We start from the raw sequence: 25,042 nt of genomic DNA on the forward strand, positions 1-25,042 counted from the left end.
AGGATCACGATTATAAATATGGTTGAAGATGCACGCGCCATAGAATGAGCGGATCGTCGCCTGCCTGGAGAGCCCTGTGTCGAACGTATCCGCGCGCATCGAACGTCTTCCTTTCGGACGCTTTCATTGGCGCCTTCTGATGATGGGCGGCTTCGGCTACGCCTTCGATGCCATGGACGCCGCCGCGGTCGCGTTCGTGCTCCCGGTGCTGCGGCACGACTGGGCGCTGACCAGCGTGCAGACGGGCGTCCTAGGCAGCGGCAACTTCATCGGCTACTTTTTCGGTGCGCTGTTCGCGGGCACGCTCGGCGACCTGATCGGCCGGCGCAAGGTGATGATGTATGCGCTGCTGCTCTACAGCGTCGCGTCCGTCGTCAGCGCGATGACGGATTCGTGGCCCACGTTCCTCGCCTCGCGCATCGTCGCCGGCATGGGGACGGGCGCGGAAAGCGCGATCATCGCGCCGTATCTCGCGGAGTTCGTTGCGAAACGCTATCGCGGCGTCTTCACGGGCGCGCTCGCGGGCTTCTTTTCGTTCGGCTTCGTCGCGGCCGCGCTGCTCGGCTATTTCGTGGTTCCGGCGTTTCCGTCGGGCTGGCGCACCGTGCTCTTCATCACGGCGCTTCCCGTGGTCATGCTGTTGTGGTGGCGCCGCTCGCTGCCCGAGTCGCCGCGCTGGCTCGAAAGCCGCAAGCGTCACGACGAAGCCGACCGCGTGCTCGCCGACATCGAAGCGGATTTCGCGCGGCAAGGCATCGCGCTGCCCGCCGCCGCAGCCGTCGGTCCGACCGGCGGGCCGCCCGCGCCCACCGGCACGCTCGTCGCGAACTTCCGCGCGCTGTGGGCGGGACGGCAGGCACGCATCACCGTCATGACCTGGCTGATGTGGCTCTCGATCACATTCAGCTATTACGCGTTCTTCACGTGGATTCCCGGCCTCCTCGTGCAGCACGGCATGAGCATTACGCGCAGCTTCGGTTATTCGCTCGCGATGTACGTCGCGCAAGTGCCGGGCTACTTCACGGCAGCGTGGTTGAACGAACGCATCGGCCGGCAGGCGACGATCGCCTCGTACATGCTGTGCGGCGGCGCCTGCGCGCTCGGCATGGCGTTCGCGAGCACCAACGGCGAGATCATGCTGGCGGGCATCTGCCTGTCCTTCTTCATGAACGGCACGTATGCCGGCGTCTATGCCTACACGGCTGAAGTCTTTCCGACCGCCGTGCGGACGACCGGCGCGGGCACGGCATCGGCCATCGGCCGGATCGGCGCAATCGTCTCGCCGATTCTCGTCGGCTATCTGTATCCCATCTCCGGTTTCGCGGGCGTGTTCGGCGCGACGACCGTCGTGCTGCTGCTCGGCGCGCTGGCGGTCGTGGTGATGGGCGTGCCGACGCGCGGACGCTCGCTCGAAGACATCGCAGCGGGCGAGGCCGAAGACGTGGCATCCGTCACGCACGCCGCCAAGTATTGAATAGATAGAGTTGTACACAAAACGCCGAATGCAAGTTTTCCCCGGAGACTCACCCGTGCAAAGCATCCTTTTCCAGAACGCCGCCCTGCTCGATCCCGCGCGAGCCGAAGTGCTCGACGCGCATCACGTCCTCGTCGAGAACGGCGTCGTCAAGGAGATATCGGACAAGCCGCTGAAGAGCGCGTCATCGCGCGTCATCGATCTCAAGGGCAAGACGCTGATGCCGGGGCTGATCGACCTTCACGTGCATGTCGTAGCGGTGCAATTGAATCTGTCGCAGCAGGTCCATATGCCCAATGTGCTCGTCACGCTGCGCTCGGTGCCGATCATGCGCGGCATGTTGCGGCGCGGCTTTACCACCGTGCGCGATGCCGGCGGCGCGGGCCACCCGCACAAGCTCGCGGTCGAGAGCGGCCTGGCCGTGGGGCCGCGCCTGTTCGTCGCCGGACGCGCGCTCAGTCAGACCGGCGGCCACGGCGATATGCGCGCCCGTTCCGACTACATGGGCGCGAGCGCGCCGTGTGGATGCTGCGTGCGCGTGGGCGCGCTCGCCCGCGTCGCGGACGGCGTGGACGAGGTGCGCCGCGCGGCGCGCGAGGAATTGCAGATGGGCGCCGATCATCTGAAGATCATGGCGTCGGGCGGCGTGGCTTCGCCGACCGATCCTGTCGGCGCATACGGCTATGCGGAGGACGAAGTGCGCGCCATCGTCGAGGAAGCGCGCGCCCGCAACACCTACGTGATGGCTCACGCGTACACGGCGGATGCCATCGCGCGGGTCGTGCGCTGGGGCGTGCGCACGATCGAGCACGGCAATCTGATCGATGCGCCCACCGCGAAGCTGATGGCCGAACACGGCGCCTACGTGGTGCCGACGCTCGTCACCTACGAAGCGTTGGCGTCGGAAGGCGCGCAGTACGGACTCGGCGAGGAAAGCGTCGCGAAAATCGAGGATGTGCGCGAGGCGGGGCTGCGATCGCTCGAAATCTATCGCGAAGCAGGCGTGAAGATGGGCTTCGGGTCGGACTTGCTCGGACCTTCGCAGCGGCTGCAAAGCGATGAATTTCGCATTCGATCCGACGTGCTCGGCAATGCGGCGGCGCTCGCGGCCGCCACCACGACGGCCGCGGAAGTGCTCGGCCTGCCCGGCAAACTCGGCTGCATCGCGCCGGGCGCGTGGGCCGACATGATCGTGGTGGACGGCGATCCGCTCGAAGACATCTCCTGCTTGCTGGGACAGGGCGAGCGGATACCGCTGGTCATGAAGGGCGGCGAGATTCAGTTCGACGAACTCGAAGCGCGCTGACGCCTCGCGCCCTCGCGCCTACTATTCGGCGCCTTCGTCGTCGACGAGATGAGCGATCTCGTCGACTTCGATACTCCGGCCAAGCCGGTTCTTTACGCCATATCCCCAGGCATGCACGTGCGCGCCCGGCGTCAGATACTCCGACAGCGCCTCGGCCGCATGCGGCGGCATGCGCAGCGACGTGCCGTCGTCCAGTAAGGCGCCGCGCAGTTCGCCTTTCGGACCGTGCAGCGCGAGCAGCACTTCGCCCGACGCTTCCATCTGGCGCATTTCCACTTCGGGCGGATGATGCTTGCCGCCCGAGTCCGGGCCTTCGTCGAGAATAGTGCGGCCCGCCTTCGTCATGACGGCGACGGCCGCGACCATGTCCGCACCGCGCGGCTTGATGCCGCGCACGGTGACGATATCGCCCATCTTCACGTTGCGCGCCAGTTGCTTCGACAGATGCGGCGGAAAATGGACCTGTCGCGAGTCGTCCAGAATGAATCCGTCGAACTCGCCGTGGGGGTTGAGCAGAAATCGCGTGACCGTGCCGCGCGTTTCCGGCAAGCAGTCGGGGTCGATCCAGTGCATCCGTGCTTCTCCTTTCGATAAGGTTCGGTCGATGCTTTGCGTTTTGCATGCAGACGCATGCATGCGGTACGCAGCATGCAAACGCGCATAGCAAGAGTCTCGCCTTACATACGGAAAAGCCGGAGTGCGATGTGTCAGCCGGCGTCTGAGGATTTCACCGACGTCTCTTGCGCGCGCCGCAGCCGCTCGCGGCTGTTCGAGAGGTGCATGCGCATCGCGGCGCGCGCCGCCTCGGGATCGCGCCGCTCGATGGCATCGTAGATATCCTCGTGCTCGCGGTTCACGCGATCGAGGTAACTGCCCGGATCGTTGTGCGCGAGCGCGGCAGAATTCACTCGCGTGCGCGGAATGATCGTATTGCCGAGCTGACTCAGAATGCTGTGGAAGTAGCGGTTGCCCGTTGCCTTCGCCAGTTCTAGATGGAATGCGACATCCGCTGCAACGGCGTTTTCCGTGCCGGAAGCGATGTGCCGTTCGAACTCATCCAGCGCGCGACGCATCTGCGCCAGGTTCTCGTCTGTGCGACGCATCGCCGCCAGCCCCGCTGCCTCCGCTTCGAGACTGATGCGCAGTTCGAGAATCGCCATGACGTCGCGAATGGTCAGGTCGCCGGCGGCTTCGATCTGAAACCGGTCATGGTCGCCCGCCTCCAGCACGAAGGTACCGATGCCGTGCCGTGTCTGCACGAGCCGCGCCGCCTGCAGCCGCGAAATCGACTCGCGCACGACGGTGCGGCTCACGCCGAGCTGCGCCATGATTTCGGATTCAGTGGGCAGCTTGTCGCCGGGCTGAAGCGTCCCGCTACGAATCCGCTCGGACAGTTCGGCGACGACCTCCTCGGTCAGATTGCGGGAACGGCGAAGCGCGCCGGGCGCGAGTGCAGGAGACATGAGTGAACCGGTCGTAGAAAGGCCAATGGCCCATTATAGGGCGCAGACCCGCTTGTACGATGACTAATGCACGGCGGCCATGCGGCGTCTGCCGCAGCGCCTGTATGCAGAATGCAATCGTTACGACAGTAATGGACGCCTGAAACTACGCATTGAAACGCCGAAAGTTGCGGCGTAGAGTTCATGTAATGCATGAAGTGAACTCCACGTGGTCCGCTGACAGGACCGCACATCTTTTGTTCGCTTCCTCTCGAGGCTCGTGAATCCATGTCCGCATCCGTTGGATTTGCCATCTTCCGCGCACGCGCGAGCTTTCGAAAGACGCGGATCGCGACTACCGGGGCGCATTGCATTCAAGATGCAGGCGCGGACTAACACGCTCGCATTTCGATGCGGGGTGGCCCGGGGTTGCCGGTAGTCGGCGTCGCCTTCCTTTTACTGTGGCGGGCGATGCATCAGCAATACAGGACGGCAAGGAGACGAGCAATGATGCGTGAAGTAACCGGGGCGTTCTGCGGCCCGCGCAAGCTGGACGAAGCACTGGAGGACCTGCGTGCCGAAGGCATTGCGGGCGACCGGATCCGCGTGGCCTGCGTCGAGCCTCTCGCGGAAATCCAGATGTCGATCGCGCTCAGCGCCAGCTCGCCCACGCAATGGATCACTGCGGAACATGCCGGTTATGCGCCGTATTTCGACGACGACATGATCGACGCCGAATCGCCGCGCGCCGGTATTCTTCCGGACTTCCGTGATCGCGATGCGGCCGTCCACGCTGAAAGCCTCGGCACGGTGACGCGAGTCATCGTGAGTATTCGCGACGACGACGAGATGCGTGCCGTTTGCGACATCTTCTCCCGTCTCGGCACCGACGATATCGACGCCGAAAGCGCGGCGGTCTGACTTGCCGCGCTCGGCGCGGCGGCTACTGCGGCGTCGTATCGGCAGGCTTCGCCTTCTTCTTGTGCTTGAAATGGAAGCCGCCCTTGTGCGTGCTTCCGGGTGCGGAGGTATTGTCTCCGCCTACCGTCGGCCCGGCGGTCGCCGCCCCGTGCGCGTTGCCGCCGCCCGAGCCGCCGTTGCCATTGCCGCCGGCCTGCGCCATCGCGCTGCCCGAGGCCAGCGCCATGCTGGCCGTTAACGCGATCAGCCCTGCCAGTCTGCTCGTTCTCATCTCGTTTGCTCCGTTTGTCGAGGTTGATTGTCACGCGTGTGCTTCTGCCGATTCTTTGCATTCTTTATGCGGCACGCAGCACACAGTATGCAATTCGCGATAGAAGACTGAGCCGGTGGCGAACTGAAATTCACTCGCCGACGAGCCGCCTTCCGAACCGCCGACAGACCTACAGCAGGTTTCGTGCTCGTTCCCCTCTCACGCATTCAAAGCATGCTTCTGATTAACGCCCTTTGAACCGCTGACTTTCTGTTTGATTACAGACAGCGCCTTCGCAACGATGAAGACATCGCTCATCGAAGGCACCGTGCGCCATCGCACGGACGTACACCCCGCTCAATCCGTTAAATACGATCAAACGACCTCGATGGCGAGTGCGAGGGCTCAGCGGATCGGATGTAATTCACTGAGCGAATACACCGCCGCCCGTACGCCCCGGTTTGAATAACGTAAATGGCGTTCGTTGAGGGGAATGCCCTTGAGCGCCTAACTGGCCGGTCGCATCGTTGGCCAGGTACAAGGGACCAGACATAATGAAAACTGAATTGCGCCGCATCCTTTCCGAAACCGCACGCCTCGACGTGCCCATCGATACCCTTTCCGACAGCGACGATCTCTATGCCGCCGGCCTTTCGTCGCTTGCCACGGTTCACGTGATGCTTGCGATCGAAGATGAGTTCGGCGTCGAGATCCCTGACCACATGCTTACGCGCCGGCTCTTTTCTAGCGTGGATTCGCTTGCGGCCGCCGTGGAGGAACTTCGTCGTCAGCAGGCGGCAGCATGAACGCCGCCGCGCAGGAAGCCGAAGCGTCGCAATTGGCCGAACTCGATCGCAGCGCAGGCGCCCGTAGCGAGACTGAGTTGCTCGAAGCTGCGCGTCGCGTCGCCGCGATTGCAGCAACGCATGCGAGCGCCGTCGACAAAGAAGCGCGCTTTCCCGCAGAGGCCGTCGCCGCGATGCGTGACGAACGGCTTTTCTCCCCCATGGTTCCCGTGATTCATGGTGGCGACGGCCTCTCGCTTTCGGGCGTCGCTCGCCTGTGCGAAACGCTCGCGCAAGGCTGCGCGTCCGCCGCCATGATCTATGCGATGCATCAGAGCCAGGTTATCTGCATCGTCGATCACGGCGCGAATGTGCAATGGCAGCGCGATTTCCTGACGCGCATGGTCAACGAGCAATTGCTGCTCGCTTCCGCGACTTCCGAAGAGACCATCGGCGGCAATATGCGCACAAGCGCGTGCGCGGTCGATCTCGTCGATGGCGCGTTCACGATTGAGAAGCTCGCGCCGACGATCTCGTATGGCAAGTACGCCGACTGCATTCTGGTCACGGCACGCCGCCACCCCGACGCCCCGCCCTCCGATCAGGTACTGATCGTCGCGCCGCGCGAGACGTGTACGCTCGAACAGCGCGGCACATGGGACACGCTCGGTATGCGCGGCACATGCAGCGAGGGCCATCGCCTCGTCGCACGCGGGACCGCGGAGCAGATTCTGCCGGTACCGTTTTCGAAGATCGCCGACGAAAGCATGCTGCCCGTATCGCATACGCTGTGGTCGTCGGTATGGATCGGCATTGCATCGGATGCCGTGAATCGCGCGCATCAATTCTTTCGCAATCAGGCGCGTAGCAAGCCGGGCGCATTGCCGCCCTCGGCGTCGCGGCTCGCACAAGCGGTCACGCTTGTTCGCATGATGCAGGCGCGCTTGCGTGAATCGCTCGCGGCGGTAGAAGCGTCGCAGCGCCAACGCGTGATACGGCAGGCAAACCATGCAGACGACATCGATGCGCCGCTCACCGCATCCATCGGTCTTGCATCGGACCTCAACATGCTCAAGCTCTCGATTTCACAATCGGCTGTGCATGTGGTGCAAGAGACGCTGATGATCTGTGGAATGGCAGGCTATAAAAACGACACGCCTTTCAGCGTGGGGCGGCATTTGCGCGACCTGCATTCCGCTCCGCTCATGATCAGCAACGACCGCATTGAATTGAACACGGCGAATTTGCTGCTCGCGCAGCGCGCCGCAACCGGGGATCTGTAACCATGAACATGCCGACGGAACAAGCTGCGCTCGTGCCGGCTGAAGCAACCGCGCAATCACAATCGAACGCGACGCAAACACACTACGACAAGTCGGACGTCACGTTGCGGGACCGCCTGATCGAGGCGGGCATTCTCATCGATACGGGCGAAGACGGACTCTATGGCCGCAGTGCGATTTTCGAAGATATCGTCGAACGACTGAATCAGGCCATTACGTTGCTGGGCGCTGACCAGCACGCGGAAGTGCTGCGTTTTCCGCCCGCGATGCGTCGCCGCGACTTCGAAGATAGTGAGTACCTGAAGAGTTTCCCGAATCTCGCCGGTACGATTCATTCTTTCCAGGGCAGCGATCGCGGGCATCATCGCCTGCTGGAAGCGCTCGAAAAGATCGTTCATATCGGCGAAGAGGAAGAACGCTCCGACGAATGGATGGACCAGCAGAAGCCCACGCGCCTCGTGCTCACTCCGGCCGCGTGCTATCCGATCTATCCGCTCGTGGCCAAACGCGGAAACCTCGCAAAGGACGGCGCGACATTCGACGCATTCTCCTACTGCTTCCGTCATGAGCCGTCCATCGATCCGGGCCGGATGCAGATGTTCCGCATGCGTGAATACATTCGCGTAGGCAGTCCGGAACAGGTCATGGCATTCCGCCAGAAATGGATCGAACGCGGCTCGCTGCTCGTGAATCTCTTGCAATTGCCATTCGAAATCGATCTCGCCAACGATCCCTTCTTCGGGCGCGGCGGCAAGATCGTTGCGGATAGCCAGCGCGCGCAGCAGTTGAAGTTCGAATTGCTCGTTCCGGTCGCGACACCCGACCGTCCTACCGCATGCCTGTCGTTCAACTATCACATGGAACACTTCGGCGAGTTGTGGAACATTCGCCAGGCAGATGACGCCGTCGCGCATACGGCATGCGTTGGCTTCGGGATGGAGCGCACGACGCTGGCCCTGTTCCGCCATCACGGGCTCGATGTCAAGGCGTGGCCTGCGGCCGTGCGTGAGTTGCTTTCGGGCGATGCAGCGCCGATCATCGCCAATGGCCTGGCTAACATGGGTCAAGAGGCATGAACGCGCGCTCGCCTGCAGAAGCGTTGACTGGCGCGGACGACGAAGCAAGCCGCCATGCATTGCATCGCGGCGAGCGCGTCTGGCTCGAAACCAATTGCTATGTCGATTTGTGGATCGAGCTACTGCATCACTTCGGCTGCGATCCGCATGCGGCGCTCGGCTTCACGGTGACGCAAGCGTTCGAGGGAGACCAGTTCACGTTCCCCAAGTTTTCTCTCGACGATATCGGCAGGCTCTACGGCCTGCAGGCGCAAGAACTGGCTATCTACGATACGCTCGAAGCACACGTCTGTGAGCAGACGAAACGCGGGCATGTGGTGGTCGCCGAAGTCGACGCGCACTATCTGCCGGATACGCGTGCCACCGCTTATCGTCAGACGCACTCGAAGACGACCATCGCGATCGACTCGATCGACGCTCGAGCAAAGCGGCTCACGTACTTCCACAACGCAGGCTATTTCGCGCTATCGGGCGAGGATTATGACGGCGTCTTTCGATTAATGCCCGATCTCGCGAGCGATGTGCTTGCGTTATTTCCATACGTCGAATTCGTGAAGCGTGCGAGGGCGCCGCTAGAGGGCGAAGCATTGGTGCAACGTTCGCTCGAACTACTCAAGCTGCGTCTCGCAGATCGGCCGGGCGTAAATCCCATCACGCAATGGCGTACGGAATTCCCAGAGCATTTGCAGAGACTCCTCGAACGCGACGTCGCCTATTACCATCTGTACACGTTCAACGTCATGCGTCAGCTAGGTTCGAATTTCGAATTGCTGTCGAAATACCTGGCCTGGCTGGATTCGAATGGCGTAAATGTTCCAGAGGACATCAGGAGAAACGCACAGGCCATTGCCAGCGAAGCCATGGTGATGCAGTTCCGGCTTGCGCGGGCACGTATGCGTTCGCGTCCGGACCCATGCAACGACTGCCTGGACTCACTCGAAGCGGCGTACGAGAAGGTCATCCAGCCGCTCGCCTCGCTTCCTTCGGGGCGATGAATAAGAGATAGCCTGTGCCGCGTCGAGGCGCGGCACGGGCTTCAAAGAAGAGTTGTGATATGAATGGCTCCCCGCTCGCGCCTCGCCGCCTGGACGCAGGGTGGCAATGCGCCAGCACGCCCGCCGGCGCATACGCGACGCCGATGGCGCTCGACGCCTGCATCAAGTGGCTCGATGCGCAAGTGCCTGGCACGGTTGCTTCCGCGCATCGCGCAGCAGGCGTGGACGATGAAGCACTCGCCCAACCGTTCGCGCTCTCGGACCATTGGTATCGTCTGACGCTGCACGCGGAAGGGAAACGACGCGTGCGCTTCAACGGGCTGGCCACGATAGCCGAAGTCTGGATCGACGACCGTAAGCTATTGGAGTCGGACTCGATGTTCGTTACGAGTGACATCGACTACGAATTCACGGGAACCACCACGCTCCATCTTTGCTTCAGGTCTATTACGCCTGCGCTTGCGGCAAAACGCGGGAGAGCTCGCTGGCGTCCGAGGCTTGCGCAACCCGCGACGCTGCGCAACATACGTACGACCCTGCTCGGTCATATGCCCGGATGGTGTCCGCCGGTGCAACCTGCTGGACCTTGGCGCCCCGTGGAGTTGATCGGCGACTCGCCTGAATCCATTGATCGCGTCGATCTAGCTTCGCGTGTAGACGTCGGCGATGGCGTCGTCGATGTAACGGTGCGCTTCTTTCACGCGCAAGCACCCACTGATATGCGCCTGCAATGCGGCGAGGCGTCGGCCACGCTGGCGTGGAAGGATGCGCACACGCTGACGGGCCGCCTACGCGTGCCACAAGCGCGCTTATGGTGGCCTCATACACACGGACAACCTGCACGCTATACCGTACAACTCGTCGGGGCATCGACAGGCGTTGTCTCTCTCGGCGACATCGGCTTCCGCACGATTGACGTGGACCGAGGCGCGGATAAAGCCGGCTTTCGACTCGTCGTGAATGGCGTGCCGATCTTTGCACGCGGGGCGTGCTGGACATCCGCCGATATCGTTGCACTCGATGCATCGCGAGAGAAGCTTGCATCGATCTTCGACGCATGTCGTCGCGCGGGTCTGAACGTTATTCGAGTGAGCGGCACTACGTTGTATGAGTCCGACACGTTCTACGAGCTTGCCGACGAATACGGCATTCTGGTCTGGCAAGACTTTGCCTTCGCCAATTTCGATTACCCGACCGACGAGCGATTTCAGCGCACCGTGCAGCAGGAAGCCGAGCAGTTCCTTGCGCGCACGCGGCGCTTTGCGTCGCTTGCCGTACTATGCGGCGGAAGCGAAGTGCATCAGCAGGCCGCGATGCTCGGGCTTCCGTTCGACGCCTATCAGCAACCGCTCTTCACGGAGCAATTGCCCTCGATCGTCGCAGCTATGCGTCCCGACGTGCCCTACGTCGTGAACTCACCGAGTGCCGCGCCCGGAGACACTTGGTCGATGCCTTTCGGAACACGTGGCGGCATCACGCACTACTACGGCGTCGGCGCATATCAGCGTTCCTTCGACGATGTGCGCCGTGCTGACGTGCGCTTCGCGAGCGAGTGCCTTGCGTTCGCCAATGTTCCCGATAACGCCGCGTTGCGGCTAGTGTCGAACGCCTCGCGACCGCACGAGCCGCGTTGGAAAGCCGGCGTGCCGCGCGATCCGGGCGCTGCCTGGGACTTCGACGACGTGCGCGAGCACTACTTACGCGCGGTCTACGGCGTCGACGTGGCGCGTTTGCGGTACGAAGATCCTGAACGGTATCTCACCTTGTCGCGCGCCGTCGTCGCCGACGTGATGGGCGCAGTCTTTTCCGAATGGCGACGCAAAGGCTCGTCCTGTGCCGGAGGCATTGTGTGGAATCTTCTGGACGTGCGGCCCGGCGCGGGCTGGGGAATCATCGATATCCACGGCGTTCCAAAGAGTCCTCTGCACGGACTCTCTCGCGTGCTTCAGCCGGTGCAAATCCTGGTCACCGACGAAGGTCTCGACGGGCTCGATATTCATCTCGTGAACGAAACGGCGCACGACATCCGCGCCCGTGTGGTCCTGAGCTGCCTGCGCGATGGCGCGGTCAAAGTGGCGGGCGGTTCGTGCGAGATCACGTTGCCCGCTCGCGGTGTCGAGCGAATCAACTCGAATGCTCTCTTGGGTGCGTTCTTCGATACGACCTATGCTTATCGCTTCGGCCCTCGCGCTCATGACGCGACTCACGTTCTTCTAAGCGACATCGCCGCGGGCGAAGTATTGTCCGAGGCTTTTCACTTTCCCGATCCCGGCGTTGCGGATCGCCGCGAGCTTGGCCTCAGCGTGACTGTCGAGAAGCACGCTGCGGGATGGTGCCTCGACATTACCACGACGCGACTCGCGCGCTGGGTACATGTCGACGATCCCAACTACTATGCGGAAGTCGACTGGTTTCATCTCGCGCCTGGTAGCACGCGACGAGTTCCGCTCGTCGCGCGTCGCCCGGACGTCTCTACTAATCCGGAAGGCGATGTCTTCGCATTGAACGGGACTGCGGGTGCGTCGTATAAAGCGTGATGCGATGCTATTGAGTTGTTCTACTGAGCTTCGTTTGGGTCGACAGGTTGGGGAACGCGATACAACGCATCTAATGCGTCTGTGAATTCCTCGGCGCACCCTATGCGCAACAGAAACTTGTCTATACGAATCAATTCGATCATGCCTTCCGCCGCAATGATTCGATAGAGCGCCCCTGATTCATTCTTGATGCCGACGCGCATGCCGCCGCGCGGCCCTGGCATGCAGGTCGCGTGCTTCGACACGAAGTCCAGGATCTGCGCATCGAGCGCCGATCTGGCTGCGCCATTGATCATATGGCTACGCATGCGGGTTCGTTACTGTCGGATCTCCTCACAATAGCACGGCTCATGATGGCCGCCTTCATCAGGCAGCGACCGCACGCGTTACACATTACTTCCACGCGTACCGAAGCCCTACCCAAACGCCACGCGGCGCCCCTACGCCCAAGAATTGTTCACTCGTCGTATCGGTTCCGCTGAATGTATGGTTAGGTCCATTAAAAGCGTTCTCTCCGAGAATGGCAAAGCTCGCATAGCGCTTGTTCAAGAGGTTTCTCACGGTTGCATAGATCTGCAACTGCTTCGTCACGCTATAAGTCGTGTCGAGGTCAATCAAGAAGTAGCCTGCGACGCTGCCATTCACGTCCTGATTGTTCTCGTCCCCGCGCGCAAAGATATTGCTACGGTAAGTCACATTGCTACCGACATTCCATCGCGAGACCGGGTTGTAATCGACACGAAGCTTCACGGTATTGGACGGGATGCCCGGAATGCGGTCGCCCGAATGTACGGTTATGTTGCCGCTACCGTCTGCGCTCGAATTGCTGGGGCTATGTTCGACCCACGTCGAGCGATAGGTCGCATCGACATACCCATAGCTTGCGCCGACGCCCAAAGGCCCCCATTGCGTCCGCCCCGCGAGTTCGAAGCCCTGGCGACGCGTCTTGCCCACGTTCTGGAAATACCCGAGCGTGCTTGAAGCGCCTTGGCTGCTGACGAACTCGATATCATCGGACAGCGTCGTGCTGTATGCCGCAGCGCTCCAGCTCGTCGCACTGCCGATGCGGCCCCGCGCACCCACTTCGAATGTACGCGAAATCACGGGCTTGAGGTCCGGGTCTGCAATGAAGTCATTCGGTAGAGAGCAAGGTGCATTCGGGTCCGCGCAAGCGAGTTCGATGGCAGTAGGCGAGCGCATGCCTTCGTTGTACGTGGCGTACGCGGTAAGCCATGGCGTCGGGTTCCAGTTGAAGCCAATAGCGGGGTTGAAACGCGAGAACGTGTGATTTCCATCGAGCAAAGGCTGCACGCCGCTTTCGTCGCCGATAGTCGCTTTGGCCCAGTTATATCGACCCGCCAGCGTCATCGACCATTGCTCGGTGAAAGAGAAAGTGTTCTCGAAGTAGATGCCCCAGTTCTCGTTGCGTGTCCTGGCGTTCGTGCCGGGCACGAACGGACCTATACCAAGCGTCGCGCGAGTGTCCGTGAATTCCGCCGGCTGCGTCGCTTGCGTGAAGTGCGTGTTGGCGAAGTCGCCTGCCGCTCCGAGAACGAGTTGGTTGTCCTTGCCGAATAGCTTGTTCAGCACGGTAAGTTGAAGGCTCGCGCCATAACTGTCAGTCAGTACGACGGATTGCTGGTTGGTCGCCTGTACGAGGTCGATATCATCGCCGCCCCCCGTCCCCGGGTTGTAATCGCCATTGACGTTGCTGCTCGTGTTCTTGTTGCGATAGTGCCGGTAATAGACGTTTCCACTCAGTTCCACGTTGGCCGAGAGATAGTGCTCGGCATTGATCGTGATATAACCGAGTTGGTTCTCGTTCGTGTCCGGATAGGTGTACGCCTGACGGAAGTTGTCGAGAAACGACCTGGGGATGGTTTGCGATCCGTTGAGCGTATTGTCGGCGCCGCCCATCGACAGCGACACCGTGGTATCCGCATCGGTATAGCGCAGTTTTCCGAATGCCTGACGCAAACGGCTCGCATTGTGCTCGGCCCAGCCGTTGTCATTCGTGATGTTGGCCGTGAAGTAATAGTCGAGGTGATCGCCAATGGCGCCGCCCTGTTCGATCTGCGCCGCCTTCCTTCCCCACGATCCGCCGCTCACATCGACATTCCCCCCAGGATTACTGCGGCCGTTCTTCGTCGTGACCGCCACCGCGCCACCGAGCGTATTAAGTCCGAACGTCGGGTTCGAGCCCGGGATGATCTGCATCGTCTGAATTGCCGCTTGCGGAATCAGATCCCAATTGACTACATCGCCGAAGGGTTCATTCACTCGCACGCCATCGAGAAATACCGACAAACCCTGTGGCGTGCCTAGCAAAGGCGAAGCAGTGAATCCGCGATAGAGAATGTCGGTTTGGGAAGGGTTGCCTTGTGCGTCGTTGGTGTCCACGCTCGTCACATTTCTCTGCATGTAATCCGCCATGGTCGACGTGGTGGACGTATGCTGCGCTTGAAGTTCACTGCCCTTGATGGTTTGGACATTTGCAGGCACCTTCTCCAGCGGAGTGCCGACGCCCACGAGCGGCGTCGTTCCAACGACTACGATCGTCGGCAACTCTGTGTTCGCAGTGGACACCGCGTCGGGCGCGCTCGCGGCTTGCGCCCATGCCCCCGCAGTCATGCTCGCCAACGCGCCGCCGATCGCCAACTTATATCTCGCGCGGAGCGTCAGCGAACGCTCCTGCATGAAGGTGCAGGAATTGCTCCTCATCGTCGTCTCCTGTCATTTTATTTTGTCAAGATGCACGTGAGCTGTTCCGACTTTGAAAGAGTCGCATGACGAACGCTGCGCGCGCCGGGACTTTTTCCCGATCGCGCTGGGAATCTCTCCCGAAGGCGACAACTCGATGCGAACACGAATCGTCGTCCGCCGCTTCGGTGAACTGCGATAACATGAGTAGAGCCGTCTCAACCGACAACGCAAGGACTGGAGAATGATCGAACGCTTCCGCCCGGCAACATCGAAGTATGTGTACGGCGCCCTCGTCGGACGCATTACCGATGGCAAAGAGAACCCTAACGGCAATTCACCGCATTACGAGATTCTCGTCGATGCGGCAGGCACCCCGTACCGCGTTGCAGTCAATATCCGTTCGGTGGAAGGCAGCCAAGTGCTCGCCTACAGCAGCAGCCAATACACGAACGATACGAAACTCGGTATATCCGGACGCATGTCGGGATCGCACGGTTTCACGCCGCTCGCCACAGGCAAGCAAGGTGAGGGACTCGACTATCTGCGCGATGATCTCTTCCCGCTGGATCAGATGAGACCCATCGCGGCAGATGGTAAAGGCAGCACGATGTCCGCCCTTCTCGACGGACAGATACAGCGCGCGAAGAACGATAAGCAAGCGGTGGTGCTCGCCGTCGGTGACAAGTTCGACGACTATGCGACACGTGAGCCGCTCGCCTTCTCGCTTGGCCGCGGCGTACACGATATTCATATGATGCAGGGCAACTCAGGCAAATTCGCGGACGATAATCGCATCAACGGTGACGGCGCGCTTTTCATTCGCTTCGCAAGCGGCGAGACGTTTGCCCTTTTCGTACGCTTTGCGACGCAAACGACTAAGACCGACGAGAACGGCAATCCCGTAAAGCCGGTTTAATGCGCTCTTAACGCATCGACGATATTCATTTTCGATGCCCTGAGCGCCGGCAGAAAGCCGCCCACGATACCCATGACGAGCGAGAAGACGACAGTCTGGAATACCACTGCAGGCGTAAGCATGAAACGGAACGACAGGTCGGAAAACGTCTGGAAGTTGGTTGTAGAGAACGAGGCGAACTGCATCAAGGAAGCGCAGCATAAGCCCGCCATGCCGCCCACGAGGCCGAGCAACAGCGCCTCCAGCAAGAACGCGAGCAGAACGTCGAACCGCTTGAAGCCGAGCGCACGCAGGGTCCCGATCTCGGCCACGCGATTGGCGACCGACGCATACATCGTGATCATCGCCCCGATCATCGCTGCAATCGAGAAGATGATCGAGAGAGTGAAGCCGAGTATGTTGATGAACGTCGACAGCGCCTTCGACTGATCGCCATAAAAGACCTGCTCGCGCTTGGCTTCGTCCGCGAGGCGCGGGTCCGTGTCGATGTCGGTCCTGAAGCGCTCCAGCGCGTCGCTGCGAACGAGGCGCACGACCATCGACGAGTAACTGGTTCGGCGAAACGACTGCATGAGTTGATCGACATCGCCCCATATCTCCGAGTCGAAGCCGCTGCCGCCTGCATCGAAATGACCGACTATGGTCCAGTCGCGTTGCGCAAACCGCAAGTGATCGCCGATGCGTGTACCAGCGAACCCCTTCGCGATATTGCTGCCCACGATGATTTCCGACGATCCACGCCTGAACATGCGCCCTGCCGACAGCTTCACCTGCGGGCGCAGTTCGACACCCATCGGCGAAACGCCGCGTATCACTACGTTGGCAGGCGTATTCGCACCGAGCTTGATAAGAGAGATCAGCACGACAGTTTCCTTCGAAGCGAGAGGCTGACCATCGCCATTCCTCGCGACTGACGGATGCATTTCCATCACGTTCGCTTGCGCGCGATCGACGGAACTCTGTATCTCCGTCTCCGCGCCCTTGCGGATCACCACCACGTTATCGCGTTCTCCTGTCGAAACGAGCGTCTTCTTCAGGCCCGCGTCCAGCATCAGCACGGTGGCAAAAACGAACACGACGAGCGCGAGGCCGCTAGCGGTGAGAAGCGTCGTGAGACGGCGCGCCCATAGGTTGCGTGCGACGTAGGTGACGGGAATGGCCATCGCCGTATGTCCTCAACCTATCGCCCGCAGGCCTTCGACGATACGCACGCGGCTAGCCTGCACCGCCGGCACGATCGCCGCTGAGAGCGCAATCACGAATGCGCATGCGCCCTGCAACAGCATTGTTTCATGCGACACCTTGAAGACAGGAAACACGCCGCCCGTCGCATGCTGGAATACTACGGCGGCAGGCGGGGTGGCCAGTATGCCAATGCCGCCGCCAATCGCACAGATCGCGAGCGATTCGCCGAACACCAGTGTCGAGAGAAACGCGGGGCCGAAGCCGAGCGCCTTGAGCGTCGCATACTCGACTGTACGCTCGCGCGCACTCATCGCCATGGCGTTCGCCATCACCGCCATGATAATAAGGATGACTACATACGACACTACGCGTATCGCCGCGATAATCTGATTCGACATCGCGACAAAGCCGAGCTGGAAAGCCTGTTCCGTTTCGGTCAATGTCTCCGCGAGCGAGTTCTTGAAAACCGCATCGATGTTACGGGAAACCGTCGCGCCATTATCAGGATCGTCGATGCCGACGACATATACGCCCACTTGATCCACGTTGCGCTTCGTGGTCTTTCGAATCGTTTCGTTGAGATATTCCCAGTGAAAGACGAGCTGCCGCGTAATGGTGGATTCGTCGCGACCTTCCATGATGCCGCGCACGACGAAATCCCACGTGCCCGGATAGATGGTGCCTTTGAGGGGAATGACATCGCCCACTTTGAAGCCGTATTGCGTCGCAAGCTGACGTCCGATGAGACAGCCCTTGCGGTCGCGACGATAGTCGGCGCGCGCTTGCGGCGATATGACGAACTCCGGGTAAAGGTCGAGATAGTTGTCGGATACGGCGAACTGCGCAAAGAAATTCTTCGGGTCCCGGTAGATGCCGCCGAACCAGTTCGAGCGCGCAACCATCGTGACGCCCTCGACGCCACGAATGCGGTTCTCATAGGCGAGCGGCAGAGGGAATACGAGGGATATCGCGTTGCGCGTGACGAGCCTTGCGTTGGATGCCGCCGCCGCACCGGCATACCACGCATCGACGACCGTATAGAGCAAACCATACGCGAGCACGGCGATGGTCAAGCCGAGGACGGTCAACGCAGTACGCAATCGATGGCGCGTCGCATTGCGAAGAATCAGCTTGAGCGCATACATGTGTCAGCGCGCCTCGGCATCGATGAGTTCGCCCTTCTCCAGATGCACGAGCTTTCTCGCTGCGTTCGCCGCGTGCGCGTCGTGCGTCACCATGATGATCGTTTTTCCGAGGCGATCGTTCAGACGCTGCAACATGGTCAGCACTTCGGACGCGGACGTGCGGTCGAGGTCACCCGTCGGTTCGTCAGCGACGATCAGCTTCGGATCGGTCACGACCGCACGCGCGATCGCGACGCGTTGCTGCTGCCCGCCCGATAGCTCCGACGGATAATGGCTCATGCGCTCGCTCATGTTCACCATGTCGAGCACCATCGCGACACGCTCGCGCCGCTCTGCACGCGAAAGGCGCGTAAGCATCAGCGGAAGCTCGACGTTCTCGAAAGCGGAAAGCACCGGCATCAGGTTATAGAACTGGAAGATGAAGCCGACATTCGATGCGCGCCAGTCCGCGAGCGCCGCCTCGGGCAAGCGAGTAATGTCGAGCCCGCCGACGCGCAACTCGCCGCTGTCCGGTTGGTCGATGCCGGCAATGAGATTGAGCAACGTGCTCTTGCCCGAACCTGACGGCCCCATCAGCGCGACAAAGTCGCCCTCGGAGATGGACAGGGTAATGTCGGTCAGCACGGGTACCGTTTGCACGCCGCGCCGGTACGACTTCGCGACGTGGCTGATCTGAATCAATGGCGCTGTGGTCACACTATTTCTTCGCCACGGTGACGCTCGCGCCGTTTTTGATCTTGTCGCCGGGCGCGAGCACGAGCGTATCGCCAGGCTTGACGCCCGAAACGGCCAACACGTCGCCGATGCGCTCGCCCGTTGTCACCGGCACTTCGCGCACTTTGTCGTTGTCGACCACATACACCACCTTTTTGCCCTCGCGTGTGACGATAGCAGCGGGCTGCACGGCCACGACGGCTTTCCTCTGATCCGAGGGCACTGGCTTCGAGAGAAAGGCGACTTTCGCGCTCATATCGGGAAGCACGCGCTCATCGCGCTCGACGAAACGCACCTTCACGAGCACGGTGGCTTTCGAGCGATCGACGGACGGCACGATGCGCGATACACGGCCCGCAAAACGCGTCTCCGGCAACGCGTCGAGTTGAATCTCGCAAGGTTGATCGACTGTGATACGTCCGATGTTCGATTCCGCCACATCGGCTTCGACTTCCAGCGTCTTCATGTCTGCAATGGTGACGACCGCCCCCTTGCTGTCCGATGCGGACGAGAACGGCGTGATGTTGTCGCCGACGTTCGCGTGTTTCTCGATCACGACGCCATCGAACGGTGCGCGAATCACGGTCTGATCGACGGCGACTTGAGCCGCGCGCGCATTCGCCTGCGCAGATTGAATGGCCGCTTGCTCACTGTTGATCGAGGCTTTCGCCTTATCGAAACGGGAGCGGTCGGCGTCGTATTGGGAAGCGGAAATTGCGCCGTGCGGAGCGAGCACGAGTGAACGCTTCAGATTAGCCGAGGCATTCTCGAGTTCGGCCCTTTGCAACTGCAGATTTGCCTGAGCGACCTTCACTTGTGCCTGCGCTTGAGCAAGCGCCGCGGCCACATCCGCGCTCTCGAGCCGCGCAATGATCTGCCCTTCCTTCACCGGCGTCCCCTCGAGTACGCCGAGCCATTCGACGCGCCCTTGCGCCTTGGATGCAACTGCCGCCTTCCGCTGCGGCACCACATAACCGGTTGCATTCAAAATGGTAAAGCTTTGCGATGGGTACACGGACGTCACGGTGGTCGTCTCGACAGTCTGCGGCCCGGCAAACCGAAGCGCGGCGCCGACCAGCACGAGAACGAGGATCAGGACGCCCGCGTAGCGGAGCCAGTTGCGCCGCCTCCGCGGCGCCAAGGCGCCCGGACCCGTTGTCCGATCAATTCTTAACTTTTCTAGGTCGTGTTCAGCCAATTTCTGACGTAAGCGCCGTTGGATGCCTGAGAGATGGCTGCCTGAGGCAGCAGTCCGGCGCGTGTTGCGGTGAAGGGATGCTCAGTATAGCGCCGGAGCTTACAGGTGCTTTCGCTCACGCCTGCGGTTTATGATCGGCTTGGGAATGCGGGCAGGACTCGTGGCATTCTGCATGCAAGCTGTGCATGGAGAATGCCAGACCGCCCCGGGCGACTATCTCGAGGTTTCGCGGGCTGATGCGCGGCTTCTGAGGCTGGCAATCGATAACGCGGTAACGTTGAAATTCGACGGATCAGGAGAAAGAGTTGAAGACATATCGCATTGCGACCATTCCTGGTGACGGCATCGGCAAGGAAGTCGTGCCCGCCGGACGACAGGTTCTCGAAACACTCGCTCGCAGCACGGGTAATTTTGTATTCGAAGTCGAAAACTTCGATTGGGGCGCCGACTACTACCGTCAGCACGGCGTCATGATGCCTAGCGATGGCCTCGACGCGCTTCGCGACAAAGACGCCATTCTCTTCGGCTCAGCGGGGGATCCGGACGTGCCGGATCACATCACGCTATGGGGCCTGCGCCTGCGCATCTGCCAGGGCCTCGATCAGTACGCGAACGTCCGCCCGACGCGCATCCTGCCAGGCATCGACGCGCCGCTCAAACACTGCGGACCGAAGGACCTGGACTGGGTCATCGTTCGTGAAAATTCGGAGGGCGAGTACTCGGGTGTCGGCGGGCGAGTGCATCAGGGTCATCCGCTCGAAGCCGCGACCGACGTTTCGATCATGACGCGCGCTGGCGTCGAGCGAATCATGCGTTTTGCATTCAAACTTGCGCAGTCGCGTCCCCGCAAGCATTTGACCGTCATCACGAAGAGCAATGCGCAGCGTCACGCCATGGTCATGTGGGACGAAATCGCGCAGCAAGTCGCGAAGGAATTCAGCGACGTGACGTGGGACAAGGAACTCGTCGATGCCGCGACCGCGCGCATGGTGAACCGCCCCGCGACGCTGGACACCATCGTCGCGACGAATCTGCATGCCGATATTCTCAGCGATCTCGCAGCCGCGCTGGCGGGCAGTCTGGGCATTGCACCGACCGGCAACATCGACCCCGAGCGCCGCTATCCGTCCATGTTCGAGCCGATCCACGGCTCCGCATTCGACATCATGGGCAAGGGTCTGGCCAATCCGATCGGCACATTCTGGTCGGTCGTGATGCTGCTCGAGCATTTCCGGGAATTCGAAGCGGCGCAGCGGGTGATGGCCGCGATCGAAGCCGCGACGGCGGACAGATCGTTGCACACGGGCGATCTCGGCGGCAACGCGACGACTGCGCAAGTGACGGCCGCGGTGTGCGCGTTCATCGAGCGCGGCGGGGTCGACCCAGTGCAGTGGGGAAACGACTAGCCTCGTCGGGGCGAATGCGGCTGTCCGACGCGTGAGGCCAGACGGGAGCCAATCTCCGGGAATATCGCTCGGGCCGGCGACAGTCGCGGACGCCGCTTCTTCCCTTGTCTGCCATTGAGTTCGCACCGAAGTGAGCCTCCTTTGGCTCTCCACCGTGAAGCACACAATCGCATGGCCGACCCTGCTCAGTTGCATGCAAAGTTCGAAATGCAAACGGCGCGGCCGATTCCCCTGCTTTTATTTTAAGATAGCCGCTTCTCCGTGACTCGGCGACGTTTGCCAGGGGTAGGTACGTGTCTTTTCCACTAACAGGCCGCAACACCGTGGCTCGCGCTGCTGGCACGGCGCTCTGCCTGTCGATCGCTTTACATGCGCAAGCGGCGCGCAGCGCAGCGCAAGGGAGTGCTGCGAGCGCAGGGCTTGCCGCAAGCGCCCCGAGCGCCACCACCGCCGCCGGTATTCTTTCTGCCGAATCGCTGCCGCCTCATTTCGCAGGCGACGATCCCGAACATGTGCGAGATTCGTTGGCGGCGGCGACGACTCCCGGGCAGCAGGTTGCGACGTCGAACCCATCCGTGACCAGTCGTGTTCGCAGCTTTCTGTCGCGGCCCTTTGTTGCAACCGGGCACCGGTCGTCGATCAACGACGCATCCCGTCCGGACAGAACTTTTGTATTCGTTATTCCTGCGGCCTACGGCGTGCGTTTCGAATCCAAAAAGAAACTTCTGTCGATCGATGTATCGCTTGCCGCGCCCGACCAGCGGGACGCCATCCTCCTGAAACGCCAGGTCCACGGGCAGAGCGGACGCAAGCTGGTGATCGCACCGGAAGCCAAGGCGAAGGGGTTCGTTCAGACCATCGACACGATCCAGCTCGAAACTGGAGAGCGCGCCAAAACTACCGTGCGGGGGCGAGCCGTCGTACCGACGTTCGACGCATCGCGTGGCAGCGATGACTTCGCGATCGTCATCGTCTGCTCACTCGAGCCACCGTATCTCTCGGACCGGACGGAACACAGCGAGCCGACCGACGAAGAACCCACGGACATCACGAGGAGAACATCGACGTTGCACGGTCGCATCGATGCGCTCTGGCTGGTGGACCGGAACGACGGCACGGTCATCACAAGGCGTCTGCGTCTTGGCAAATAGACACCGCCGGTAGACAAAACTTATGCAAGAGCCGGCTGCTGTTAGCTTCACTTCTCGAAGTGCATGCAAAAGACCGAAGCAAGGTCGAAACGTGCCGGCACCCATCTACAATCCGAAAGTCGAACGCGCAGGTTCGCTGACGACTGCATACGTAAGAGTGCTGCACCCGAACATCCCCAGCGCTAGGCATGCGCGCAGCGGATCGATCGGAACGCGCTCGCGTCACGGAGAGATGAATGCCCCGTAGATTCAAGGCCATGCGTCAGAGCGGCAGAGCCGTCCGGCGACGGCTGTTTCGTCGAAATACTCATGCATGGGTGCGCATAGCCGACGTCTTCTCGCGCTTTCCACTCCTCGCGGGCGCGATCGGCACCGCAGTGGCGCTTTCGATGGCCGTGCTGTCGTTCGCCGCTCTATGGCAAGGTCGCGCACAGGCGCTGCAGAACGCGCACGAGGCATCGTCGAACGTGGTGGCCACGCTGAGCGCCGACATTGCACGCAATATCGAGTCGAGCGATCTGTCGTTGCGATCCATCGTAAGTGGCATGCAAAATCCAATCGTGACCGGCCTGTCCCCGGAACTGCGCCGGCTGGTCCTTTTCGACGGCGCGACGGCCGTGAGCTACATCGGCGGCGCCTTCGTGATGAATGCGCAAGGGCGCATCGTCGACGAACGCGATCCTTTCGGTCATGCCGATCTCGTGTTCAACGACCGCGACTACTTCAAGGTCCACGTCGAGCGGCCGGACGTCGGGCTTTACATTTCCGGCCCGTATCGTTCCCGTCTGCGCGGTGGTCAACGCTCTCTCGCGCTGAGCCGGCGCATCAACGCGCCCGACGGCTCCTTCGCAGGAGTCGCGGTCATTGCGATGAACGTCAGCTACTTCGATTCCTTGCTGTCGCGCGTGAACGTTGGACGCTCGGGATCGGTATTCATTGTGCAGCGCGACGGTCTCATGCTTGCCCGCAAGCCGCCGCTGCCTCGCGACGGAGCGAACAACGTATCGGCATCGCCGACGTTTGCCTCGATGAAGCAAGAAAGCTCCGGCTCCTACATTTCCACTTCTCCGCTCGATGGCGTGCGCCGCCTGTACACCTTCGTGCGCGTGCCCGGTACGAATTTGATCGCCGCGGTCGCACCCGCCGAAGACGACGTGCTCGCAGGCTGGCGCGAACGCAGCACGGTCATCGGCGGCCTGACGCTGACGTTCGGCGGCGGCTTCGTCGCTATCTCCTGGCTACTCGCGATCTCGCTGCGTTCGCGCGCCATGGCCCTGGAGAAGTTGCAGCGCCTGGCCGGCACGGACTCGCTGACGGGCCTGAGCAACCGTCGCGCACTCGATCGACGTCTCGGCGAAGAGTGGCGTCGCGCACGCCGCGCCGACTATCCCATCTCGGCACTCTTCGTCGATGTCGATCACTTCAAGTTCTATAACGACACCTACGGTCACGCGATGGGCGACGATGCGCTCGTGGCAGTTGCCGATTGCATGCAGAATGCCGCCCAGCGGCCCGGCGATATCGTCGCGCGTTACGGCGGCGAGGAATTCGTGATCGTGCTGCCCGGCACTTCCGCGCCCGCAGCCGTCGTCTTCGCCGAGCGCCTGCGCGCCAAGGTCGAGTCACTTGCCATCCCGAACAGCAGGTCGCTGAAGGGCGTGCTCACGATCAGCATCGGATGTGCAACGGTTCATCCGCGTCAAGGCGACGATGCGCTCAAGCTGCTCAACAGCGCCGATGCCGCGCTTTATCGCGCGAAAGGCGCCGGCCGTAATCGTGCGGTTCACGAAAACAGCATGGCGAGCGGCAACGCGTAGGCACGGTCAACGGGCTTACGCGAGCGCCGGCATTTTGCATACGAAGGAGTCATCCAATGACAACGTCGGCGGCCATATCCGCGATCCTGCTGGCGATTCTTCTCGGCGCGATAGTTCCCGGACCGAGCTTCGTCATCGTCGCTCGGAACGCGGTCGGTCTTTCGCGGGCTCACGGCGTCGCCACGGCGTTGGGCATGGGCCTCGGCGGCATCACGTTCGCCGGAATCGCGCTCGCGGGTCTTTACACGCTGCTGTTCGCCGTCGAGTGGCTCTATGTTGCGTTGAAGATAGCTGGCGGACTCTATCTCGCCTACATTGCGCTGCGCATATGGCGCGGGGCCTCGCGGCCGCTGTCAATGCAGACCGACGGCGTGCGAGAAACCGGCAGTGTGCGCCGCTCGTTCTGGCTCGGCTTGGGTACCCAACTGAGTAACCCGAAGACCGCGATCTGGTACGGCAGCATCTTCGCGGCGCTCCTGCCACAGCACCCGCCGCTCTGGTGTTATTTCGTGCTGCCGTCGCTCGTCTTTTGCATCGAGTTCGGCTGGTACACCGTGGTGGCGGTCTGTTTCTCGAGCCGTCGGCCGCGCGATGTGTATCTACGCGCGAAAGTCTGGATCGACCGTATCGCCGCAACGATGGTCGCAACGCTCGGGCTACGACTGATCCTCGCAGCAGGCAAGGACGGCCTTTGAACCGGCTTGCATTCAGAATTCCGACCCAACAATAAGGAATTCA

22 protein-coding genes are annotated in these 25,042 nt (G+C 61.4%); 13 read left to right on the forward strand and 9 right to left on the reverse strand.

Features of this window, described 5'->3' with window-relative positions; all coding sequences use genetic code 11:
- Positions 1 to 76 precede the first annotated feature (76 nt).
- Positions 77 to 1,474: an MFS transporter gene (locus tag NCR35_RS20845; protein WP_250535816.1), complete on the forward strand. Its 1,398-nt coding sequence runs from the start codon at positions 77 to 79 to the stop codon at positions 1,472 to 1,474.
- Positions 1,475 to 1,529: 55 nt separating this feature from the next.
- On the forward strand, positions 1,530 to 2,780 hold the full coding sequence (locus NCR35_RS20850) for a metal-dependent hydrolase family protein (protein WP_250535817.1): 1,251 nt from the start codon (positions 1,530 to 1,532) through the stop codon (positions 2,778 to 2,780).
- Between the two features lie 21 nt (positions 2,781 to 2,801).
- Here the strand turns inward: NCR35_RS20850 and NCR35_RS20855 are convergent, their stop codons facing one another.
- Together NCR35_RS20855 and NCR35_RS20860 are read right to left on the reverse strand one after the other, a co-directional pair.
- On the reverse strand, positions 2,802 to 3,353 hold the full coding sequence (locus NCR35_RS20855) for a hypothetical protein (protein WP_250535818.1): 552 nt from the start codon (positions 3,351 to 3,353) through the stop codon (positions 2,802 to 2,804).
- A gap of 134 nt (positions 3,354 to 3,487) precedes the next feature.
- Positions 3,488 to 4,243 (reverse strand): FadR/GntR family transcriptional regulator, encoded by a 756-nt coding sequence (locus tag NCR35_RS20860; RefSeq protein WP_250535819.1) that lies wholly within the window; start codon positions 4,241 to 4,243, stop codon positions 3,488 to 3,490.
- A gap of 450 nt (positions 4,244 to 4,693) precedes the next feature.
- Between NCR35_RS20860 and NCR35_RS20865 the strand changes: the two genes are divergently transcribed.
- Positions 4,694 to 5,143 (forward strand): hypothetical protein, encoded by a 450-nt coding sequence (locus tag NCR35_RS20865; RefSeq protein ID WP_250535820.1) that lies wholly within the window; start codon positions 4,694 to 4,696, stop codon positions 5,141 to 5,143.
- A 22-nt stretch (positions 5,144 to 5,165) separates the two neighbouring features.
- Here NCR35_RS20865 and NCR35_RS20870 read toward each other — a convergent pair whose 3' ends face one another.
- Positions 5,166 to 5,414, reverse strand: coding sequence for a hypothetical protein (locus tag NCR35_RS20870; RefSeq protein WP_250535821.1), 249 nt, complete (start codon positions 5,412 to 5,414; stop codon positions 5,166 to 5,168).
- Positions 5,415 to 5,947: 533 nt separating this feature from the next.
- Here NCR35_RS20870 and NCR35_RS20875 point away from each other — a divergent pair.
- Genes NCR35_RS20875 through NCR35_RS20895 form a run of 5 tightly spaced genes read left to right on the forward strand, consistent with a single transcriptional unit; the run spans position 5,948 to position 12,069 of the window.
- Positions 5,948 to 6,199 (forward strand): acyl carrier protein, encoded by a 252-nt coding sequence (locus NCR35_RS20875; protein WP_250535822.1) that lies wholly within the window; start codon positions 5,948 to 5,950, stop codon positions 6,197 to 6,199.
- Complete coding sequence (locus NCR35_RS20880) at positions 6,196 to 7,461, forward strand: acyl-CoA dehydrogenase family protein (RefSeq protein WP_250535823.1); 1,266 nt, start codon at positions 6,196 to 6,198, stop codon at positions 7,459 to 7,461. The genes NCR35_RS20875 and NCR35_RS20880 overlap by 4 nt, the downstream gene beginning before the upstream one ends.
- Positions 7,462 to 7,463: 2 nt before the next feature.
- Positions 7,464 to 8,537, forward strand: coding sequence for an amino acid--[acyl-carrier-protein] ligase (locus tag NCR35_RS20885; RefSeq protein WP_250535824.1), 1,074 nt, complete (start codon positions 7,464 to 7,466; stop codon positions 8,535 to 8,537).
- Positions 8,534 to 9,532: a DUF1839 family protein gene (locus tag NCR35_RS20890; protein WP_250535825.1), complete on the forward strand. Its 999-nt coding sequence runs from the start codon at positions 8,534 to 8,536 to the stop codon at positions 9,530 to 9,532. The genes NCR35_RS20885 and NCR35_RS20890 overlap by 4 nt, the downstream gene beginning before the upstream one ends.
- Positions 9,533 to 9,591: 59 nt before the next feature.
- Entirely contained in the window at positions 9,592 to 12,069 is a 2,478-nt protein-coding gene (locus tag NCR35_RS20895) for a glycosyl hydrolase 2 galactose-binding domain-containing protein (RefSeq protein ID WP_250535826.1), read from the forward strand.
- Between the two features lie 20 nt (positions 12,070 to 12,089).
- Here the strand turns inward: NCR35_RS20895 and NCR35_RS20900 are convergent, their stop codons facing one another.
- Positions 12,090 to 12,377 carry a hypothetical protein gene (locus NCR35_RS20900; RefSeq protein WP_250535827.1) on the reverse strand — a complete coding sequence of 96 codons (288 nt, stop codon included), beginning with the start codon at positions 12,375 to 12,377 and terminating at the stop codon, positions 12,090 to 12,092.
- A gap of 85 nt (positions 12,378 to 12,462) precedes the next feature.
- Entirely contained in the window at positions 12,463 to 14,766 is a 2,304-nt protein-coding gene (locus NCR35_RS20905; protein ID WP_250536026.1) for a TonB-dependent receptor, read from the reverse strand.
- Between the two features lie 247 nt (positions 14,767 to 15,013).
- On the opposite strand from NCR35_RS20905, the gene NCR35_RS20910 reads away from it, so the two are divergent.
- Complete coding sequence (locus tag NCR35_RS20910) at positions 15,014 to 15,688, forward strand: DUF2278 family protein (RefSeq protein ID WP_250535828.1); 675 nt, start codon at positions 15,014 to 15,016, stop codon at positions 15,686 to 15,688.
- Here the strand turns inward: NCR35_RS20910 and NCR35_RS20915 are convergent.
- Genes NCR35_RS20915 through NCR35_RS20930 form a run of 4 tightly spaced genes read right to left on the reverse strand, consistent with a single transcriptional unit; the run spans position 15,685 to position 19,954 of the window.
- Entirely contained in the window at positions 15,685 to 16,851 is a 1,167-nt protein-coding gene (locus NCR35_RS20915) for an ABC transporter permease (protein ID WP_244850901.1), read from the reverse strand. The two genes, NCR35_RS20910 and NCR35_RS20915, sit on opposite strands and share 4 nt — an antisense overlap.
- Before the next feature lie 12 nt (positions 16,852 to 16,863).
- Positions 16,864 to 18,018 carry an ABC transporter permease gene (locus NCR35_RS20920; RefSeq protein ID WP_250535829.1) on the reverse strand — a complete coding sequence of 385 codons (1,155 nt, stop codon included), beginning with the start codon at positions 18,016 to 18,018 and terminating at the stop codon, positions 16,864 to 16,866.
- 3 nt (positions 18,019 to 18,021) lie between these two features.
- Positions 18,022 to 18,714, reverse strand: a complete 693-nt coding sequence (locus NCR35_RS20925) for an ABC transporter ATP-binding protein (RefSeq protein WP_250535830.1) — start codon at positions 18,712 to 18,714, stop codon at positions 18,022 to 18,024.
- Between the two features lies 1 nt (position 18,715).
- Positions 18,716 to 19,954 carry an efflux RND transporter periplasmic adaptor subunit gene (locus NCR35_RS20930; RefSeq protein WP_250536027.1) on the reverse strand — a complete coding sequence of 413 codons (1,239 nt, stop codon included), beginning with the start codon at positions 19,952 to 19,954 and terminating at the stop codon, positions 18,716 to 18,718.
- A gap of 281 nt (positions 19,955 to 20,235) precedes the next feature.
- Here NCR35_RS20930 and NCR35_RS20935 point away from each other — a divergent pair, with 281 nt between their 5' ends.
- The 4 genes from NCR35_RS20935 (at position 20,236) to NCR35_RS20950 (ending at position 24,999) form a co-directional block, all read left to right on the forward strand.
- The gene (locus tag NCR35_RS20935; RefSeq protein WP_250535831.1) at positions 20,236 to 21,336 is read left to right on the forward strand and encodes a tartrate dehydrogenase; all 1,101 of its coding nucleotides are present in this window, start codon (positions 20,236 to 20,238) and stop codon (positions 21,334 to 21,336) included.
- 293 nt (positions 21,337 to 21,629) lie between these two features.
- The gene (locus tag NCR35_RS20940) at positions 21,630 to 22,487 is read left to right on the forward strand and encodes a hypothetical protein (RefSeq protein WP_250535832.1); all 858 of its coding nucleotides are present in this window, start codon (positions 21,630 to 21,632) and stop codon (positions 22,485 to 22,487) included.
- 236 nt (positions 22,488 to 22,723) lie between these two features.
- Positions 22,724 to 24,304, forward strand: coding sequence for a GGDEF domain-containing protein (locus NCR35_RS20945; RefSeq protein WP_250535833.1), 1,581 nt, complete (start codon positions 22,724 to 22,726; stop codon positions 24,302 to 24,304).
- 56 nt (positions 24,305 to 24,360) lie between these two features.
- Positions 24,361 to 24,999 (forward strand): LysE family translocator, encoded by a 639-nt coding sequence (locus NCR35_RS20950; RefSeq protein WP_250535834.1) that lies wholly within the window; start codon positions 24,361 to 24,363, stop codon positions 24,997 to 24,999.
- Positions 25,000 to 25,042: the final 43 nt, after the last annotated feature.

The sequence above is a fragment of the Caballeronia sp. AZ10_KS36 genome (genome assembly GCF_023631105.1).
Taxonomy (GTDB): domain Bacteria; phylum Pseudomonadota; class Gammaproteobacteria; order Burkholderiales; family Burkholderiaceae; genus Caballeronia.

Excerpts from the sequence above, each read along its gene's own strand:
- NCR35_RS20875 (WP_250535822.1), top strand. The coding sequence starts at position 5,948 with ATGAAAACTGAATTGCGCCGCATCCTTTCCGAAACCGCACGCCTCGAC.
- NCR35_RS20895 (WP_250535826.1), top strand. The coding sequence starts at position 9,592 with ATGAATGGCTCCCCGCTCGCGCCTCGCCGCCTGGACGCAGGGTGGCAA.
- NCR35_RS20920 (WP_250535829.1), bottom strand. The coding sequence starts at position 18,018 with ATGTATGCGCTCAAGCTGATTCTTCGCAATGCGACGCGCCATCGATTG.
- NCR35_RS20880 (WP_250535823.1), top strand. The coding sequence starts at position 6,196 with ATGAACGCCGCCGCGCAGGAAGCCGAAGCGTCGCAATTGGCCGAACTC.
- NCR35_RS20870 (WP_250535821.1), bottom strand. The coding sequence starts at position 5,414 with ATGAGAACGAGCAGACTGGCAGGGCTGATCGCGTTAACGGCCAGCATG.
- NCR35_RS20865 (WP_250535820.1), top strand. The coding sequence starts at position 4,694 with ATGCATCAGCAATACAGGACGGCAAGGAGACGAGCAATGATGCGTGAA.
- NCR35_RS20900 (WP_250535827.1), bottom strand. The coding sequence starts at position 12,377 with ATGCGTAGCCATATGATCAATGGCGCAGCCAGATCGGCGCTCGATGCG.
- NCR35_RS20855 (WP_250535818.1), bottom strand. The coding sequence starts at position 3,353 with ATGCACTGGATCGACCCCGACTGCTTGCCGGAAACGCGCGGCACGGTC.
- NCR35_RS20905 (WP_250536026.1), bottom strand. The coding sequence starts at position 14,766 with ATGCAGGAGCGTTCGCTGACGCTCCGCGCGAGATATAAGTTGGCGATC.
- NCR35_RS20950 (WP_250535834.1), top strand. The coding sequence starts at position 24,361 with ATGACAACGTCGGCGGCCATATCCGCGATCCTGCTGGCGATTCTTCTC.
- NCR35_RS20860 (WP_250535819.1), bottom strand. The coding sequence starts at position 4,243 with ATGTCTCCTGCACTCGCGCCCGGCGCGCTTCGCCGTTCCCGCAATCTG.
- NCR35_RS20945 (WP_250535833.1), top strand. The coding sequence starts at position 22,724 with ATGCCCCGTAGATTCAAGGCCATGCGTCAGAGCGGCAGAGCCGTCCGG.
- NCR35_RS20885 (WP_250535824.1), top strand. The coding sequence starts at position 7,464 with ATGAACATGCCGACGGAACAAGCTGCGCTCGTGCCGGCTGAAGCAACC.
- NCR35_RS20910 (WP_250535828.1), top strand. The coding sequence starts at position 15,014 with ATGATCGAACGCTTCCGCCCGGCAACATCGAAGTATGTGTACGGCGCC.
- NCR35_RS20890 (WP_250535825.1), top strand. The coding sequence starts at position 8,534 with ATGAACGCGCGCTCGCCTGCAGAAGCGTTGACTGGCGCGGACGACGAA.
- NCR35_RS20915 (WP_244850901.1), bottom strand. The coding sequence starts at position 16,851 with ATGGCCATTCCCGTCACCTACGTCGCACGCAACCTATGGGCGCGCCGT.